At 72.6% G+C, this 17,074-nt stretch carries 19 protein-coding genes; 12 read left to right on the top strand and 7 right to left on the bottom strand.

The window, feature by feature from the left end:
- Positions 1–118 precede the first annotated feature (118 nt).
- Together QSK18_RS22390 and QSK18_RS22385 are read left to right on the top strand one after the other, a co-directional pair.
- Positions 119–340, top strand: coding sequence for a DUF7455 domain-containing protein (locus QSK18_RS22390; RefSeq protein WP_285622779.1), 222 nt, complete (start codon positions 119–121; stop codon positions 338–340).
- A 57-nt stretch (positions 341–397) separates the two neighbouring features.
- Positions 398–877: a DUF456 domain-containing protein gene (locus QSK18_RS22385; protein ID WP_232811932.1), complete on the top strand. Its 480-nt coding sequence runs from the start codon at positions 398–400 to the stop codon at positions 875–877.
- On the opposite strand, the gene QSK18_RS22380 is transcribed toward QSK18_RS22385, so the two are convergent.
- The 4 genes from QSK18_RS22380 to QSK18_RS22365 form a co-directional block, all read right to left on the bottom strand.
- A complete protein-coding gene (locus tag QSK18_RS22380) occupies positions 864–2,717 on the bottom strand; it encodes an ABC transporter ATP-binding protein (protein WP_285622775.1) in 1,854 nt (617 codons plus the stop codon). The genes QSK18_RS22385 and QSK18_RS22380 overlap by 14 nt on opposite strands.
- Before the next feature lie 51 nt (positions 2,718–2,768).
- Complete coding sequence (locus QSK18_RS22375) at positions 2,769–2,891, bottom strand: hypothetical protein (RefSeq protein WP_285622772.1); 123 nt, start codon at positions 2,889–2,891, stop codon at positions 2,769–2,771.
- Positions 2,892–3,040: 149 nt separating this feature from the next.
- Complete coding sequence (locus tag QSK18_RS22370) at positions 3,041–3,613, bottom strand: TroA family protein (RefSeq protein WP_285622769.1); 573 nt, start codon at positions 3,611–3,613, stop codon at positions 3,041–3,043.
- A 24-nt stretch (positions 3,614–3,637) separates the two neighbouring features.
- A complete protein-coding gene (locus tag QSK18_RS22365) occupies positions 3,638–4,270 on the bottom strand; it encodes a nitroreductase family protein (RefSeq protein WP_285622766.1) in 633 nt (210 codons plus the stop codon).
- A 48-nt stretch (positions 4,271–4,318) separates the two neighbouring features.
- Between QSK18_RS22365 and QSK18_RS22360 the strand changes: the two genes are divergently transcribed.
- Genes QSK18_RS22360 through QSK18_RS22350 form a run of 3 tightly spaced genes read left to right on the top strand, consistent with a single transcriptional unit; the run spans position 4,319 to position 8,752 of the window.
- A complete protein-coding gene (locus QSK18_RS22360) occupies positions 4,319–6,994 on the top strand; it encodes a bifunctional acetate--CoA ligase family protein/GNAT family N-acetyltransferase (protein WP_232811936.1) in 2,676 nt (891 codons plus the stop codon).
- A gap of 58 nt (positions 6,995–7,052) precedes the next feature.
- Complete coding sequence (locus tag QSK18_RS22355) at positions 7,053–7,664, top strand: DUF5998 family protein (RefSeq protein WP_232811937.1); 612 nt, start codon at positions 7,053–7,055, stop codon at positions 7,662–7,664.
- Positions 7,664–8,752, top strand: coding sequence for an alkaline phosphatase family protein (locus QSK18_RS22350; RefSeq protein WP_232811938.1), 1,089 nt, complete (start codon positions 7,664–7,666; stop codon positions 8,750–8,752). Before QSK18_RS22355 ends, QSK18_RS22350 begins: the two co-directional genes overlap by 1 nt.
- Positions 8,753–8,812: 60 nt before the next feature.
- On the opposite strand, the gene sepH is transcribed toward QSK18_RS22350, so the two are convergent.
- Positions 8,813–10,090, bottom strand: coding sequence for a septation protein SepH (gene sepH, locus QSK18_RS22345; RefSeq protein ID WP_232811939.1), 1,278 nt, complete (start codon positions 10,088–10,090; stop codon positions 8,813–8,815).
- 278 nt (positions 10,091–10,368) lie between these two features.
- On the opposite strand from sepH, the gene QSK18_RS22340 reads away from it, so the two are divergent.
- Entirely contained in the window at positions 10,369–11,502 is a 1,134-nt protein-coding gene (locus tag QSK18_RS22340; protein ID WP_285622760.1) for a ferrochelatase, read from the top strand.
- A complete protein-coding gene (locus QSK18_RS22335; RefSeq protein WP_285622757.1) occupies positions 11,499–12,344 on the top strand; it encodes an inositol monophosphatase family protein in 846 nt (281 codons plus the stop codon). Before QSK18_RS22340 ends, QSK18_RS22335 begins: the two co-directional genes overlap by 4 nt.
- A gap of 36 nt (positions 12,345–12,380) precedes the next feature.
- Here QSK18_RS22335 and QSK18_RS22330 read toward each other — a convergent pair whose 3' ends face one another.
- A complete protein-coding gene (locus tag QSK18_RS22330; RefSeq protein ID WP_232811942.1) occupies positions 12,381–12,611 on the bottom strand; it encodes a hypothetical protein in 231 nt (76 codons plus the stop codon).
- 591 nt (positions 12,612–13,202) lie between these two features.
- Between QSK18_RS22330 and QSK18_RS22325 the strand changes: the two genes are divergently transcribed.
- Positions 13,203–13,502 (top strand): DUF4193 domain-containing protein, encoded by a 300-nt coding sequence (locus tag QSK18_RS22325; RefSeq protein WP_052533293.1) that lies wholly within the window; start codon positions 13,203–13,205, stop codon positions 13,500–13,502.
- Positions 13,503–13,558: 56 nt separating this feature from the next.
- On the opposite strand, the gene QSK18_RS22320 is transcribed toward QSK18_RS22325, so the two are convergent.
- Positions 13,559–14,047, bottom strand: a complete 489-nt coding sequence (locus tag QSK18_RS22320) for a DUF3093 domain-containing protein (protein ID WP_232811943.1) — start codon at positions 14,045–14,047, stop codon at positions 13,559–13,561.
- 175 nt (positions 14,048–14,222) lie between these two features.
- On the opposite strand from QSK18_RS22320, the gene dut reads away from it, so the two are divergent.
- The 4 genes from dut to QSK18_RS22300 all read left to right on the top strand — a co-directional run bounded on the left by dut (position 14,223) and on the right by QSK18_RS22300 (position 17,004).
- The gene (dut, locus tag QSK18_RS22315; RefSeq protein WP_408623502.1) at positions 14,223–14,702 is read left to right on the top strand and encodes a dUTP diphosphatase; all 480 of its coding nucleotides are present in this window, start codon (positions 14,223–14,225) and stop codon (positions 14,700–14,702) included.
- Entirely contained in the window at positions 14,702–15,487 is a 786-nt protein-coding gene (locus tag QSK18_RS22310) for a DUF3710 domain-containing protein (protein ID WP_285622750.1), read from the top strand. Before dut ends, QSK18_RS22310 begins: the two co-directional genes overlap by 1 nt.
- A 270-nt stretch (positions 15,488–15,757) precedes the next feature.
- Complete coding sequence (locus QSK18_RS22305; RefSeq protein ID WP_232811946.1) at positions 15,758–16,174, top strand: OB-fold nucleic acid binding domain-containing protein; 417 nt, start codon at positions 15,758–15,760, stop codon at positions 16,172–16,174.
- Positions 16,175–16,251: 77 nt separating this feature from the next.
- On the top strand, positions 16,252–17,004 hold the full coding sequence (locus tag QSK18_RS22300; RefSeq protein WP_285622747.1) for a DUF3159 domain-containing protein: 753 nt from the start codon (positions 16,252–16,254) through the stop codon (positions 17,002–17,004).
- Positions 17,005–17,074: the final 70 nt, after the last annotated feature.

Raw genomic sequence — 17,074 nt, 5'->3', positions numbered from 1 at the left:
CGCGGCCGCCTGGAGTCCCGGGGAAGCCCGAAGCCTGATTCACTGTTCTCTCAGTGTCACCGATGTCCATTCCCGTCAGGGTCCGTCTCGTACGACGGGATGTTCAAGGAGGTCACCAGTGGGTGCTGCCATTGCTACAGAAACGCTGACCGCGACCGACCGCTGCGACCGTTGCGGCGCCCGGGCCTACATGCGGGTCACGCTGCCGGGTGGGGGCGAGCTCCTGTTCTGCGGCCACCACGGTCACGCGCACAAGGAGGCCCTGACCGCGGTCTCCGCCTCCATCCAGGACGAGTCCCAGAGCCTCTCCGGTACGCCGGCCGCCGAGGGCGAGCGCTGAGTCCCGGGCCCGGCTTCCATCACTGAATCCCCGAATCCACCCACGCTGACCTAGCCGATGAGCGCCGTGACCGTCCTGGCCGCGGCGCTCATCGTTGTCGGTCTGGCCGGGGTGATCGTGCCGGTCCTGCCCGGGCTGCTGGTGGTGGCCGGCGGGATCCTGCTCTGGGCCTTCGCCGAGTCCTCGGCCGCGGGCTGGACGGTGTTCGGCCTCGCGGCGGCCGTGCTGCTGCTGGGCACGGTGGTGAAGTACGCACTCCCGGGCCGGAGGCTACGCGAGGGCGGTGTGCCATGGATCACGTTGGCCTTCGGTGCGCTACTCGGAGTCATCGGCTTTTTCCTGATCCCGGTGATCGGCCTGCCCATCGGCTTCGTGGCCGGTATCTACCTGGCCGAGCTCACCCGGCTGGGCAGCCATTCCCCGGCCTGGTCCTCCACTCTCGCCGCGGTCCGCGCGGTGGGCCTTTCCATGCTGATCGAGCTGGCCAGCGGGCTGCTCGCGGCCGCGGTCTGGATCGCCGGGGTCATCTGGGCCTGAGGCCCGCCCGGGGCAGCACCGGAAGCGGCCGGGTCGAGGCCTGCGCCGGATAGGCCACCCGGCCCGCCCGCACCTGCACCACCTGATCGGCGTAGCGGGTGAGCGCCCGGTCGTGGGTGACCAGCAGCACCGTCCGGCCCTGCCCGGTGAGCCGCCGCAGGGTGCGGATCAGCCGTTCGGCGGCCTCCGGGTCCAGCCCGGTGGTCGGCTCGTCCAGCACCAGCACCGGACTGTCCCGCAACAGCGCCCGGGCCAGCGAGATCCGCTGCCTCTGCCCGCCGGACAGGGCCCGCCCCCGTTGACCCACGCGGGTGGCCAGGCCCTGCGGGAGGCGGTCGACGAACTCCGCGGCCCCGCTCTCCTGGGCGGCCTGCCGGATCGCCCCGGTGTCGGCCTGCGGGGCCAGGCCGTAGACGATGTTCTCCCGCACCGACTCGTCGAACATGTACGGCTCCTGCGGCAGCAGGGTGATCAGCCGGCGCAGCTGGGCCAGCGGGTAGTCGCGCAGGTCGCGGTCGTCGAGCAGGATCCGGCCGCCGTCCGGGTCGCGCAGCCGCACCAGAAGGTCCACCAGGGTGGACTTCCCGGAACCGCTCGGCCCGGTGATCATCGTCAGCGAGCCGGCCGGGACCTTCAGGTGCACGTCGGTGAGCCGGTCGGCCCGGCCGGGGGAGTGCACGGTGACGCCCTCGATGGTCAGCGAAGCCCGCTCTGGACCGCCGGCTTCGGCCACCGGAGGCTTCTGACCGGATTCGGCGATACCCGGTGGCAGGTCGAGCAGTTCGACCAGCCGGGCGGCGCTGGTGCCGCAGCCGGCCGCGGTCAGGCCGAGCTGCCCGAGGGCGGTGATCGGTGGGTAGAGGAAGGTCAGGTAGGCGGTGAACGCCAGCAGCCCGCCCACGGTCAGGTCGCCGGTGGCGATGTCGATCACGCCGATCCCGATCACCGCCAGCAGCCCGGCCGTCTCGACCAGTTCGGTCAGCGGCCCCTGCACGGCGGCCAGCCGGGTCTGGCGCAGACGGGCGCGCATCAGCCGGCCGGAGACCGCGGCCAGCCGGCGGCGCTCGGCGGGCCGGGCGTCGTAGGCCTGCACCAGGGCGGCGTTGCTGATGCTCTGTTCGAGGGCCGAGGTGAGCGCGCCGTGGGCGATCCGGGTGCGCATCGAGATCCGGTGGGTGCGCCCGGTCAGCCAGCGGTTGAGCAGCCAGACCACCGGCGCGGCGGCCAGCACCACCAGGGCCAGCAGCCAGCTCTGGCGCCAGGCGGCCACCCCGAACACGACCACCGCGAGCACCGCCCCGGCCGCCTCGATCGGGCCGGTCACGGTGAGGTGCTCGACGTCTTCGGTGTCGTCGACCACCCGTGAGAGCAGATCGCCGAGGTGACGCCGGTCGAGTTCTTCCGGCGCCACGGTGAGCAGGTGTTCATGGGTCTGGGCCCGCACGCGGCGGGAAACCCGTTCTGCGGCGCCGGCCGTGAGGATGGAGCCGACATAGGTCAGGGAAGCGGCGCCCAGGGTCACCGCGGCCCAGATCGCCGCCGGACCCCAGAACTGGCCCAGGTCGGCGTCTTCCACCGCCCCGTCGATCAGGGTGGCGAGCAGTTCGATGCCGACCGCGTCGGCCACCACGGCCAGGGTGAAGCAGAGCAGGGCGCCGATCATGGCGGTGCGCCGGCCCCGGGTCAGGGGCCAGAAGCGGCGCAGGACCGCCGACCACCCCAGAGGGGCCGGACCGGCGGGTTCTTCGTCAGGTTCTTCGGGAGGTGGGGGCGCCGACAGACCGGCGGGGCCGGTGATCACCCGAAGGTGACCACCGGCCCCGGCCTGTGCGTCGAGCATGTCACTCATGGTGTGGTTGTGGAGGCATCTCGGACGTCAGGTCGGTCCGGCTCAGTCGCGGCCGGCCCGGTTCGGCTGCGGGTTCTGCGCCTGCTCCTGCTCCTTGCGGCGCTTCGGCAGGGCCTCGACCTTGGCGGCGGGACGGCGGGTGCGGGCCTTCAGGATCTTCGCCATGGTGGTTCTCCTTCTCGCGGTGATTCTTTCGGCGACTGCGACGGTCTCGCTGTCGTGAGAAGAACTCTGCCCACCGTTCCTGGCAGAACCACGCGCAGAACCTGGCAGCCACCTCTGACAGCGAGTGACAGCCTGCTGAAGGGTTTCTGCTAGGCGCCGGCCAGCCGGACCAGCACCTGGTCGATGCGTTCGGCCAGCTGCAGACCGGTGCCCAGCGAGGCGGCCCCGGACACGATCGGGAACACCCGCTCCTGCTGCACCGCGATCTTCTCGAACGAGTACTCCTGGGTGGGCCCGGACTGCGAGGCGGAGGGCTCGGCCAGGCGCAGCCCGCAGTCGAGCAGCACGGTGGTGTCGGTCCAGGCCGGCCCGAGCGTCCAGAACGTGGTGTCGGTGGCCAGTTGCACGAAGGAGAAGGTGTGCTCGGCCAGGACGGCGGCGTGTTTCTGTCGGACCGCGGCGGTGCGGGTGCAGTACTCGTCGAGCACGGCGTTCGCCTCGCTGGTGCGCAGGATCAGGTCGGGCTCGGCGGCGGCGATCTTCTCCACGTCCGGCTCGGTGTAGTCACCGGTCACCAGCACGCCCGCGAGCCGGTCGCCGTAGCGCGCACCGGTGGACTCGTACCCGCCGCCGCCCACCCCCACCGGCACCAGCCCCACGTCGACCAGGGCGAAGGCGCCGAAGTAGTCGCCGCAGACCACCCGCTGCGGTGCGGCGGGCACGGTGACCGGGCCCTTGTCCGTTGCCTACCCCTCCCGCTCGAAAGGTGAGCCGAAAACACCGTCGTGGCAGACGTCTTCAATCGGTTTCCGGCCTCTGCGCAGGGAGGGGGAGCGATGGTCGGTGCCGGGTTCCGGCGGGTGGCCCAGGCTGATCACCCCGACGATGCGGCGCTCCGACGGGATCGCGAAGGCCTCGCGCACGGTCCCGGTCCGGGTCGGCGGCACCCCGAAGAAGCAGCCCGCCAGGCCGGCGTCGACCGCCGCGAGCAGGATGATCATCGAGGCCATGCCGGTGTCGACGTCCCAGTAGGGCACCGGCCAGCGGGCCTCGTCGCGGTCGGTCCAGCCCTTGTCCGGCTCGGCGTAGCGGTCCAGGTAGGCGTCCCGGTCCGACAGGCACAGGATCAGTGCGGGGGCGGTGCGCATGCCGCGCAGCCAGCGGTCGGGTTCCCGGTCGGGCTCGGTGGTGGCCGCCCAGAACCGGCCCACCTGCTCGGGGGTGCTGAGCACGACGAAGTCCCAGCCCTGGCTGAAGCCGGCGCTCGGAGCCCGCACGGCCAGGTCCAGCAACCGGGTCAGCACCTCGCGGGACACCGGCCGGTCGGGCCGGTAGCTGCGTACCATCCGGCGGGCCCGGACAACCTGCTCGAATTCCATGGCGCGAGCCTGCCACAGGGCAAAAGGACCACCGCGTAGCCTGGTGCCGTGGGCCAGTCGACGAACGACCCGCCGGCACGACCGGACTACCCCCTGCACTGGGAGGCGGACGTCGTGCTGCGGGACGGAGCCACCGCACACCTGCGGCCGATCACCGCCGACGACGCGGACGCGCTCCAGCGCTTCCACGTGCACCAGTCGCCGGACTCCACCTACCTGCGCTTCTTCGCGCCGATGCCCCGGCTCTCGCCCCGCGACCTGCACCACTTCACCAACGTCGACCACCGCGACCGGGTGGCGCTGATCGCGGTGCTGGGCGAGGACATCGTCGGGGTCGGCCGTTTCGACCGGCTCGACCAGGGCTCCGACGCGGCCGAGGTGGCGTTCAACATCAGCGACGCGCACCAGGGCCGGGGGATCAGCTCGGTGCTGCTGGAGCACCTGGCCGCGGCCGCCCGGGAGAACGGCATCCGCCGGTTCGTGGCCGACGTGCTGCCGCGCAACCGCAAGATGCTGACCGTGTTCCGGGAGGCCGGCTACGAGCTCACCAGCCGCTTCGACGACGGGGTGATCGAGGTCCGGTTCACCATCGACCCGACCGAGCGCTCCCGGGCGGTGATGGAGGCGCGGGAGCACCGGGCCGAGGCGCGCAGCATGGAACGGGTGCTCAACCCGGCCTCGGTGGCGCTGATCGGGGCCAGCCGGCGCACCAACACCGTGGGGCACCGCCTGCTGGCCAACCTGATCGCCGGCGGGTTCACCGGCCGGCTGCACATCGTGCACCACGAGGCCGACGAGTTGCTCGGCCGGCCCACGGTGCGCCGGCTGGCCGACATCGAGGGCGACATCGACCTGGTGCTGGTCGCGATCCCGGCCGAGGGGGTGCTCGACGTGGTGCGCGAGTGCGCCGAGCACGGGGTCCGCGGAATGGTGGTCGTCTCCACCGGTTTCGCCGAGACCGGCGACGAGGGCCTGGCCCGGCAGCGGGAACTGGTGCGCACCGCCCGCTCTCACGGCATGCGGGTGGTCGGGCCGAACTCGTGGGGGCTGATCAACGCCGGTGAGGCCGTCCGGCTGAACATGTCACTGATCCCCGACCTGCCCGAAGACGGCCGTCTGGGCCTGTTCTCGCAGTCCGGCGGGCTGGCGGTGGCGGTGCTGGACGCGGTCGAGCGGCGCGGGCTGGGGGTGTCCACCTTCCTGTCCGCGGGCAACCGGGCCGACGTCTCCGGCAACGACTGCATGCAGTACTGGGAGGAGGACGCCAACACCGACGCGGTGGGCCTGTACCTGGAGAGCTTCGGCAACCCGCGCAAGTTCTCCCGGATCGCCCGGCGCCTGGCCCGGTCCAAGCCGGTCATCGTGCTGAAGTCCGGCCTGTCGAGTTTCGGTGTGCCGCCCGGTCATTCGGTGCGAGCGAGCACGGCGCCGCGGGAGGCGTTCGACGCCATGCTGCGGCAGTCCGGGTGCATCCGGGTGCAGACCGTGGCCGAGATGCTCGACGTGGCCCAGGTGGTCATGCACCAGCCGCTGCCGGCCGGGCCGAACGTGGCCATCGTGGGCAACAGCGACGCGCTGAGCACGCTGATCGCCGATGCCTGCGTCGCGGCCGGGCTGGTGGTGGTGCACAAGCCGGTCGCCCTGCACCCGCAGGCCGACGCCGCGCAGTTCCGGGGTGCGCTGACCGAGGCGTTCGCCGCCGAGCAGGTGCACGCGGTGGTCGCCGCGTTCATCCCGCCCATCGCCACCGAGGCCGCAGAGGTGGCCCAGGCGTTGTCCGAGGTGTCGGCCCAGTCTCCGGACATCCCCGTGGTGGCCTGTTTCGTCGGGGTGCACGGCGTGAACCGTGCCCTGTCCAACCCGCGGCTGATCCCGTCCTACCCCACACCCGAAGAAGCCGTGCGGGCCCTGGCCAAGGCCGAGTGGTACGCCCGCTGGCGGCGTCGCGATCCGGGGGAGCGGGTCGACCCCCCTGGCGTGGACCTGGCTGCTGCGCGGGCCGTGGTCGCCGAGGCCCTGGCCGCCGTCCCCGGCGAGGAGAGCACCTCACTGAGCCCCGAAGCCTCCGCCCGTCTGCTGGCGGCCTTCGGTATCGAGCTGTGGCCGCGTACCCCCGTCGGCACCGCGTCCGAGGCGGCCGAGGCGGCCGCGGCGATGGGCTATCCGGTGGTGCTGAAGACCACCGCGCCGCACCTGCGGCACCGGGTCGACCTCGGGGGAGTGCGGCTGAACATCGAGGACGAGAACGAACTGCGGGCCGACTACGCCCAGATGCGCGCCACGCTCGGCCCCCTGGAGGCCGATCAGCTGGTGGTCCAGCGGATGGCCGAACCCGGCGTGGCCTGTGTGCTGCGCACGGTGGAGGACCCGCTCTTCGGCCCGGTGGTGTCGTTCGGGCTGGGCGGGGACGCGGTGGGCCTGCTGGGTGACGTGGCCCACCGGATCCCGCCGCTGACCGACGTGGACATCTCCGACCTGGTGCGCTCGGTGAAGGCCGCGCCCAAGCTGTTCGGGCACAAGGGCGCCGCCCCGGTCGACGTGCCCGCCCTGGAGGACGTGATCGGCCGGCTCGCCGTGCTGGCCGACGAACTGCCCGAGGTGGCCGAGCTGGAGCTGAACCCGGTGGTCGTCGCCGGGACCGGGCTGGCCGTGCTGGACGCCGGGATCCGCCTCGCCCGGCCGGCCGAGCGGGCCGACTCGGTCCGCCGCGAGCTGCCCAGCTGATCCGGCGCCGACCGGGCGTGTCTGCGCCCGGCCCGGGGCGGAGTGACAAGATGGGGCAATGCGTGAACGACCCGGGACGGACGCCGCCGTGAGCCAGACCAACGCCCTGCCCGACGATCTCGTGGCCGACGTCGAACGGGCCGGTTTCTACCCGGCCCTGGTGCGCGACGCCCTCGACGTGGCGATCGCCGGCGAGGAGGTGGTGTCGTACCTCGTGCAGCAGGAGACCACCTTCGACCGGGTGGAGGTACGCCGGCACGTCACCGTGCTCTCGCTCACCCCGACCCGGCTGGTGGTGGCGCACGCCGACGACCACGACCCGGACGCGCTCAGCCCCGAGCCCTACGCCTCGGCCTCCACCGAGGCGGTCCCGCTGAGCAAGGTCACCTCGGTGGTGCTCTCGCACGCCGTCACCTCGCCCGAGCGGCACCGCAGCGGCGCCGTGCCGCGGGAGCTCAGCCTGACCATCGGCTGGGGCTCGCTCACCCGGGTCGACCTGGAGCCCGCCTCCTGCGCCGACCCGGACTGCGAGGCCGACCACGGCTACACCGGCACGCTGGCGTCCGACGACATCACGGTGCGCCTGTCGGCCGAGGCCGAGGGGGAGTCCGCGGTCCGCGCGGCCGCCGCCTTCGCCCGGGCGCTCTCGGCCGCCACCGCCCGCAACTGATGCGCACCCTCGCCGACGTCCTGCCCTCGGCCGCCCTGGCCATCGCCCGCAAGAAGGGCCCGCTGCCCAAGGCCCGCACGGTCGTCGTCATGCTGGTCGACGGCCTGGGCGACGAATTGCTGCGGGCGAGTTCGGGCCATGCGCCGTTCCTGCGCCGCCTGCGCGAGAACCCCTACTCCACCCGGCTCAGCTCGGGCTTCCCGAGCACCACGGCGACCAGCCTGGGCATGCTCGGCACCGGCCTGCCCCCGGGCGCCCACGGCCTGGTCGCGCTCGACGTGCTCGACCCGGCCCGGGACAAGGTGTTCAACGAGCTGATGTGGGACCCGGAGGTCGACCCGCGTCAGTGGCAGCCCGCCCCCACCGTGTTCGAGCAGGTGGTCGCGTCCGGGCGGGACGTGGTGCGGATCGGCCCGGGCTACTTCGACGGTTCCGGCCTGACCGAGGCGGTGCAGCGGGGCGGCCGGTTCGTCGCCGCGCAGTCGCTGGACCAGCGGGTCGAGGTGGCGATCGACACCGCCCGCCGTTCCAAGGGCGCGCTGATCTACCTCTACTGGGGTGACCTGGACAAGATCGGCCACGAGCAGGGCTGCCGCTCCTGGAACTGGACCGGCGAGCTGGAGCGGGTCGACGCCGGGGCCCAGGCCCTGGCCGCCGGCCTGCCGGCCGACTGCCTGCTGGTGGTCACCGCCGACCACGGCATGGTCGACGTGCCCTTCGAGAACCGCCTGGACATCGCCCACGAGCCCGAACTGCTCACCGGCGTGCGGCATCTGGGCGGGGAACCGCGTTCGCTGCAGCTGTACTGCGAGGCGGGCGCGACCGACGACGTGGCCGCCGCCTGGCAGGCCCGGATGGGCTCCGACATGACCGTGGTCACCCGGGCGCAGGCAGTCGACGAGGGCTGGTTCGGCCCGGTCGCGCCGCACGTGCTGCCCCGGATCGGCGACGTGGTCACGGCGGCCACCGGCGAGGTGGCGGTGGTCGACTCGCGCACCGCCCGCCCCCAGGTGCTGCGCCTGCTGGGGCTGCACGGCTCCCGCACCAGCGTCGAGACCCAGGTTCCCCTCCTGGTCTCCCAGAGCTGAACCACAGAACAAAGGACGTCGGTCAGCCCTCGGGCTGACCGACGTCCTTTGTCGGTCGGTTCAGTCGCGTCGCTGGCCGAACACGATGTCGTCCCAGGAGGGGACGCTGGCCCGGCGCTGCTTGCGGCTGCTGGCCGCAGGCCGGCGCCCGGCCGGGACCGGGGTCGGCTCGGGCTCGGCCTTCTCGACGTCGACGACCCGCTCGGGCTCGGCCGCCTTGGCCTCGCTTTCGGCCTGCTCGCGCTCGGCGCGTTCCCGGCGCTCCCGTTCGGCGCGCTCGCGCTCCCGCTCGGAACGTTCCCGCTCGGCGCGGTCACGGTCGAGCCGGTCCCGGTCCGACCGGTCGGCCCGTTCCGGCTTCTCGGCGCGGGGCGGCACCGGGGCGTCGGCCGGCTCGAGGTCGTACAGCGACTCCGTGTCGGGCAGCACCAGCACCTCCCCGTCCCGCGCGTCCTGCGGGCGGGATCGGGCCGGATGGGCGGCCGGGGGCTCGCCCATCGTGTCGCTGCGGCTGAGCAGGGTGTCGATCGCCTCACGCACCGGATCGGGATGACCGGCGCGCTCCTCGTCCTCGCTGAGGGCCCGGTTACGCCGGCCACGCCGCTCGCGCAGCGTGTCGAGCAGGTTGACGGCCGCCGGTTCCTCGTACGCCGGACGCGCCTCGACCCGCTGTTCCTGGTCGTAGGGGCGGTCGGCGCCGCGCACCGTGGCCAGCCGGCGCATGCTGCCGGTGACCGGCCCGGCCGCCCGCTCGTTCTGCGGCTGGGGCGGTTCGTCCTCGGTGAGCCAGCGCGCCTCGTCGTTGTGCGCGGTGACGTTGCGCAGACCGGCGTTGTAGAGCCAGCGGGCCTGGCGCAGCGTGGAACCGGCGATGAACTCCAGCGCCAGGATCCACAGGCCGTCGTCTCCCCGCCAGGCGTCCCACGAGGTGGTCTCCTGGTCGACCTCACGGGCGGCCAGGCGCTCGGTGACGGTCTCGTCGAGCGAGAGCGGCTCGGCGCCGCCTCCCCGCCGCACCCGCACCCGGCGGGCCTGCTCGGCCACGTACTCGCGCTCGGCCAGCACCGGGCCCTCGTACTTGCGCACGTGCTCGAGCGAGAGACCGGCCGCCTCGGCGACCTCCTCGGCGGTCTCGCCGGCCCGGATCCGGGCCTGGATCTGGCGCGGCCGCAGCCGGCCCTCCGCCTCGATCTGGATCTGGCTCAGCCGGGCCCGGTCGCGCCGGACCGCCGCGCGTAACGCGTCGTCCACCCGCAACCGGAAGCGCTGGCCGTTCGGGCCCGAGAGCAGCAGGTGCTCCCCGTCCTCGTGGACGCCGACGAGCGAAAGATCTTCCATGTTCACTCCCTCCGGCAACCGCGACCTGCGTGAAGACTGTGCCACTTCGTACCGCATCGGCGAAGCACATGGCGGGCGAGTCGGCCCGGCAATCCAGGTCACACCCGTCCACCCAGGTTCACGATGAACTCTGGGTACCGATGTAATCACATTGTGTGCCGGAATCGGGGAGCGGGCCCCAGTATGGGCCGCCGGGCGGCTCCGGGACGGCGGACTCGCCGGTGCGGGACTTCCGACCCGAACGCGCGGGGACGGAAGTCAGTTGGCAGGATCTACGGGTGAGCTCCTTGAAGCCGTACGACGCCGTCCTCCTGCTCTCGTTCGGCGGGCCCGAGGCCCCCGACGAGGTGATGCCGTTCCTGGAGAACGTGACCAGGGGCCGGGGCATCCCGCGCGAGCGACTCGAAGAGGTCGAGGTGCACTACCAGCACTTCGGCGGCCGCAGCCCGATCAACGACGAGAACCGGCTGCTGCTGGCGAACCTGCGTGAGCAGCTCGCCGCCGCCGGGGCCGGCGACGTGCCGGTCTACTGGGGCAACCGCAACTGGGCCCCCTTCGCCACCGACGCGCTCCGCGAGGCGCACGAGGCCGGCGCCCGCCGGGTCCTGACGGTGGTCACCAGCGCCTACCCGAGCTACTCGGGCTGCCGCCAGTACCGCGAGGACCTGGCCGAGGCGCTGATCACGCTGTCCCGCGAGGGCCGCAGCCTGCGCATCGACAAGATCCGGCACTACTTCGACCAGGACGGGTTCCTGCAGCCGGTCGCCGACTCGATCACCCACGCCCTGGCCACCCTGCCCCGGGGCTCGCGGGTGGTCTTCGTGACGCACTCGATCCCCGACGCGATGGACGACGCGGCCGGCCCGGACGGCAACGCCTACACCCGCACCCACCGCGAGGCGTGCGCCGCCGTGGCCGCCCGCGTGCCCGGTTCGCAGGACTGGGACCTGGTCTACTGCTCGCGCTCCGGCCCGCCCTCGCAGCCCTGGCTGGAGCCGGACATCGGCGACCACCTCACCGAGCTCAAGGCCCAGGGCGTCCCCGGCGTGGTGGTGGTGCCGATCGGGTTCGTCAGCGACCACATGGAGGTCGTGTTCGACCTGGACACCGAGGCCGAGGAGATCGCCCGGGGGCTGGACCTGCCGTTCGTGCGGGCCGCCACCTCCGGCCGGGCCCAGGAGTTCGCCGCCACCCTGGCCGCCCTGGTGGTGGAGCGGGCCGCGGCCGAGCGGGGCGAGAACCCCGAGCGGCCCTCGATGGCCGGGGCCGGGCCCTGGCACGACGTCTGCCCGGCGAACTGCTGCAGCAACCTGCGTAACCCGGACAAGCCGGCCGCCTGTGGGGTCGACTGGGTGCTGCCGATCGACAAGAACGCCGACCAGCCGGTCGCTCCGGAAAGGGTGAACCAGTGAGCACCGAGCAGTTGCGGGCCCTGGCCGAGGAGGTGGCCCGGGCCGGTGGTGACCTGATCCGGGCCGGCCTGGCCGACGACCCGGGCGCCCGCGAGGTGGAGAGCACCAAGTCCACCCCGACCGACATCGTCACGGCGATGGACCAGGCCGTGGAGCGGCTGCTGCGCGAGCGTCTGGCCGAGGCCCGGCCGGGCGACGGCCTGCTCGGCGAGGAGGCCGGCTACAGCCCCGGCGAGTCGGGCCTGACCTGGGTGCTCGACCCGATCGACGGCACCGTCAACTACCGCTACGGGATCGACGCCTACGCGGTCAGCGTGGCCGTGGTGGAGGGCGACCCGACGGTGGACGGGGCCTGGACGCCGGTGGCGGCCTGCGTGCACAACCCGGCCACCGGTGACACCTGGACGGCCGGGCGCGGGCTGGGCGCGGAACTGACCCCGGGCGACGGCTCGATCCCGCGAGGGCTGAAGCTGGCCGCCCCGCCGGCCCTCGACCAGGCCCTGGTGGCCACCGGGTTCGGCTACGCGGCGACCCGGCGCGCCGGACAGGCCCGGGTGCTCACCGGGGTGCTGCCGCAGGTCCGGGACATCCGGCGGATCGGCAGCGCGGCGCTCGACCTGTGCGGCGTGGCCACCGGCACGGTGGACGCGTACTACGAGCGGGGGGTGAACGTCTGGGACATCGCCGCGGCGGCCCTCGTGCTCACCGAGGCGGGTGGTGCGTTGTCCGGTCTCCGGGGCGCTCCGGCCGGTGGTGCGATGGTCGTCGGAGCGGCGTCCCCCCTTCTCGAGGGGCTCTGCGACGTCCTCGGGCAGCTGGACGCCGACTCCGACCCGACCTGAAGCGCCTTCGATCGCTCGGACCAGACGCGGGTGCCCCTAGGCCGTTGCCCCGCCGGTGCGGCCCTGGGGGACCTGCAGGCCGTACGCGTTCAGCGACTCGGCCACTCCCTCCAGGGTGATGCTGTGGTCGGCCGCCACCCGGGCGATCGACTCGATCTGGTCGAGCGAGACGTTGACGAGGTACTCGTCACCGCTGTCCTGCGCCTCCCGGAGCCAGGTCAGCGCCTCTGCCGCACGGCCCCTGATCTGCGCGACGAACTCGCTCATTGATTTTCTCCCTCACTCGCCCCCGAACGATGTCCGCGAGCTCTTCCAGTGCCGGAAGCCATCTCTTCCGGCACTGGCGCGAGTGGGCCTCACGGGTGAGGAACAGCCGCGTTACGGCCGTGCAACAGCTGTGAGACACACTGCACCGCCCGACACTCTACGGTCGACGCAGCGTTGCCGGACAGGCGACTCGGGTGCCGTCGAGCGAACACGTGCGGGAACATTTCGTGACGTCCACCCGTTAGGCGCCGTGTCCGAGTACGGAGGGTGAGGTCTGATCCGTTCGGTGACGGGAATTGATGTCGTTCTCCCGGTGCGGCGGTGTGGCTATCCCGGCTCGACTGGTGCACAATCCCTGCCGCGAGAGCGGGCACAAATCCGGCCCCGGGCGCGTTAGTCCACAGTCCGGTAGCAACGACCTTGATCCACCAGGGCGCGAGCACCGCATTCGGCCAGAGCACCACCAGTTCGAGCAACGACCAGCAATCCCGTTCTCATGGGGGCAACGCGCACCTCACCGGTTCCGCATCGGCGGATCCGGTGGAAGGGCACGTCCCGCGTGAGTTCCACACACCGGAGCGTGACCACACCATGGCAACCGACTACGACGCGCCGCGCAAGACCGACGACGACCTCAACGAGGACTCGCTCGAAGAGCTGAAGGCCCGCCGGGTGGACAAGTCGGCCGGCTCGGTCGACGAGGACGAGACCGAGGCGGCCGAGGGCTTCGAGCTGCCCGGGGCCGACCTGTCCAACGAGGAGCTGTCCGTCCGCGTCCTGCCCCGCCAGGCGGACGAGTTCACCTGCATGAGCTGCTTCCTGGTGCACCACCGCAGCCAGCTCGCGGGCGAGAAGAACGGCCAGCTGATCTGCAAGGAATGCGCGGCCTGAACCAACGGAACGGCACTACCTGAGAGTGTGGGGCGCCAAGGGCTCGCCCAGGAGCGTCACGAGCCCAGCGCCCGCACCCAGTCCTGCGGCCGGCGGGTCGAGACGAGCCAGTACGGCGTCGGGTCCTGCGGGTCGTCCAGGGTGACCCGGATCCCGGTGCGCACCCAGCCGCGCGTGCAGCGGTAGGCCCGGGCGTCCAGCTCGGTGCCCAGCAGGGCCTTCATCCGGGCCGGGTCCAGGGCCTCGACCTCGGCGACCAGCGAGGCCGGCACCTTCGCCCGCCCGGCCGAGAACACGCCCTTGGCCAGTTCCAGCCGCGGCGTCCAGAGCACCACCAGGCCGAGCACCACGCCGGCCATCACCACCGCGGTCCCGATCGCGAACGGCACGTTGATCGGGCCCGGGATCAGGCCGAAGGCCGCCCCGAAGGCGGCGAAGCCGAGCCACACGCCGGGCGTCGGGCTCAGCTTCTCGGTCAGGTTCTTCTTCTTGGCGGTGGTCGCGGGCGTGGCCGAGGCCGCCGCTTCCTGCTGGTCCGGGCGCATGTTCCCAGTTTCCCACGGGCCCGCCGGGCCGGTGCGTACCACCCGGCCCGCGCCGTACGGAACGCATCCTGGCCGGGGCGGACCGGCCGGGCTCCGGTGCTGGATAGGCTGTCCGACCGTGAGCACGACTTCCGCACCTTCCGGCTGGGAGGACTTCGCCTCCGGCCAGGTCGAGGTGCTCGTCCAGCGCCTCGACCCCGAGCTGCCCCTGCCCGGCTACGCGCACCCCGGCGACGCCGGGGCCGACCTGGTCACCGCCGTCGACGTGACCCTGGAGCCGGGGGAGCGGCAGACGGTCCCGACCGGGGTGGCGATCGCCCTGCCGGACGGATATGCCGCCTTCGTGCACCCGCGCTCCGGCCTGGCCGCGCGTTTCGGGTTGACGGTGGTCAATGCGCCCGGCACGGTCGATGCGGGATATCGCGGTGAGATCCGGGTGACGCTGCTGAACACCGACCGCACCACCCCGGTGCAGTTGCGGCGCGGCGACCGGATCGCGCAGCTGGTCGTCCAGCCGGTGAGCCGGGCCTCCTTCGTCGAGGCCGGCCGGCTGCCCGGCTCCGTGCGCGGGGCGGGCGGCTTCGGCTCGACCGGTGGGTTCACCGACGGCAGCACGGGCAGCACGGGCTTGGGAACGCAACGAGGAGAGCACTGATGAGCTGGTTCCGCCGCAACAAGGGGGACGAGGCGTCCCCGGCCGACGAGCCGGAGACCACCTCCGCGTCCTCCGCCGCCGACGACGACCGTGAAGACAACGCCCCGAAGGGCGCACCGGCGCCGGGCGACGTCTACGACCGGTCCAACGGCCCCTGGGACGAGGCCGAGGCCGACCCCGAGGTCACCTACATCGACCTCGGCGCGATCCGGCTGCCGGCCCGTGAGGGCACCATCCAGATGCGCCTGGAGATCGAGGAGCAGACCAACAAGGTCATCGCCGCGACCGTCCAGCTCAACGACTCGGCCGTGCAGCTGCAGGCGTTCGCCGCCCCGCGCACCTCCGGGATCTGGGACGACATCCGCGCCGAGATCGCCGCCAGCGTGAGCCGCCAGGGCGGCGAGGTCGACGACGTGCCCGGCGTGTTCGGCCGCGAGCTGCTGGCCAAGGTGCCCGCCCGCACGCCGGACGGCCGCACCGTGCTGCAGCCGGCCCGGTTCTCCGGCGTCGACGGCCCGCGCTGGTTCCTGCGCGCGGTGTTCCACGGGGCCGCCGCGCTCGACCAGGAGAAGGCACTCGAGCTGGAGAGCCTGGTGCGGGACGTGGTGGTGGTGCGGGGCACCGATGCGATGGCCCCGCGCGAGCTGCTGCCGCTGAGCCTGCCCGACAACGCCCACCCGGCCGACGGCGAGGGCGAGGGTGAGGGCGAGGGCGCACCGGCCGAGGAGAAGAAGGACACGCTGCGCCCGCCGGAGCGCGGCCCGGAGATCACCGAGGTCCGCTGACCAGCTCTTCCGCGAGCACGCAGAACAGCACGGAGAACGGCCCAGGTCGGGTACCGGCCTGGGCCGTCCGGCTGATTGCCCCCAAGTCCGCCCGCTCCGGTTGTGACTCCTCGGCCGATCTGGGTCAAGATGGATGTGCGGAGCAGGAATAAGAACCGAAACGGCTTGTTGAGCAACAGGTCGTACACCTGCAAAAGAGTGGGCAGGGCCACTCCCCGAACGCCCGGGGACGGCTCAGGGAGCAGGTTCGGGATGGGTACGCTGAAATCCGTGGGTAAGCAGATCACAGACGATCAGGCACCGGCCGCCCCGGCCGAACGCTCCGGCCTGCGCCGGGCCCTGGCCCGGTTCACCGCCCCTCAGCACGTGGTGCACGCCGACGAGGAGCGCGAGCAGGCGGTCCGCCTCGGCGGCACCCCGATCGCCCAGCTCCGGGCCCGGCAGCCGGCCATGGTCTGCGGCACGCTGCGCGCCGTCACGCTGCGCCCCCGGGCCGGCGTCCCCGCGCTGGTCGCGGAGCTGTACGACGGTAGCGGCAGCATCGCGGTGGTCTGGCTGGGCCGCCGGCACATCGGTGGGGTGGAGCCGGGCCGGCGCATCCGCGTCCAGGGTGTGGTGTGCGAGGCGAGCGGCACCGCCACCATCTTCAACCCGCGCTACGAACTGGTGCCCGGCAGCCCGGGCTAGGCTTTGGGGCAGCGGTCCGCCCGGTGCGGGCCGCCCGCCCAGCCGAACCCAGAGCCGACCGGAGCTGACCAGAGCCGATGACGGAGCAGCAGCACGGGTCCGCCCCCGTCCCGGGGGAGCACTCCCAGCATCCCCACCCGCCCGTCGAACACGCTGCCGAGAACGTCGCCGAGCGGGTCGGCAAGGGCTCGTTCGCCCAGGCCGTGGCGGCCGAGTTCGACCTGAACAAGGCGATCGGCGGCCCCCGCGGCGTGATCGAGTCGGTACTGCCGTACACCGTCTTCTCGATCGCCTTCGCGATCACCCAGGAACTGCGGCCCTCGGTCTACGCGGCACTGGCCCCGCTGGTCGTGCTGATTGCGATCCGCCTGGTCCGGCGCGAGCCGCTCACCCAGGCGCTCTCCGGGGTGATCGGGATCGCGATCGGTGCCTGGATCGCGAGCAAGACCGGCCGGGCCTCGGACATGTTCCTGACCAGCATCGTCAAGAACGGCGGCTCGGCGCTCGGGGCGATGATCTCGATCGCCGTGCGCTGGCCGGTCGTCGGCGTCTTCGTCGGCCCGATCACCGGCGAGATGTTCGAGTGGCGTCACCACCGCCCGCGCTACCAGGCGTTCGTGAAGGCCACCTGGATCTTCGTGGCGCTGTTCCTGATCCGGGTGGCGGTGCAGGTCCCGCTCAGCATCGCCGACCAGGCCACCCTGCTGGGCCTGCTGAACGGCCTGGTGCTGGGCCTGCCGCTGTTCGCCGTGGCGCTCTGGCTGATCTGGCGGGTCCTGCGCAAGGTGCCGCCGGTCACCGCCGACCACACCCCGCACAAGGTCTCCTGACCAACGAAGGTGCCCACCGACGTCCTGAATCTGAGGACGCCGGTGGGCACCGATGTTTTGTACGGGGACT

The sequence above is a fragment of the Kineosporia sp. NBRC 101677 genome (assembly GCF_030269265.1).
In the GTDB taxonomy this organism is placed as follows: domain Bacteria; phylum Actinomycetota; class Actinomycetes; order Actinomycetales; family Kineosporiaceae; genus Kineosporia; species Kineosporia rhizophila.
Note: the sequence above shows the minus strand (reverse complement) of the source record. Positions and strands in the feature narration are given on the sequence as shown.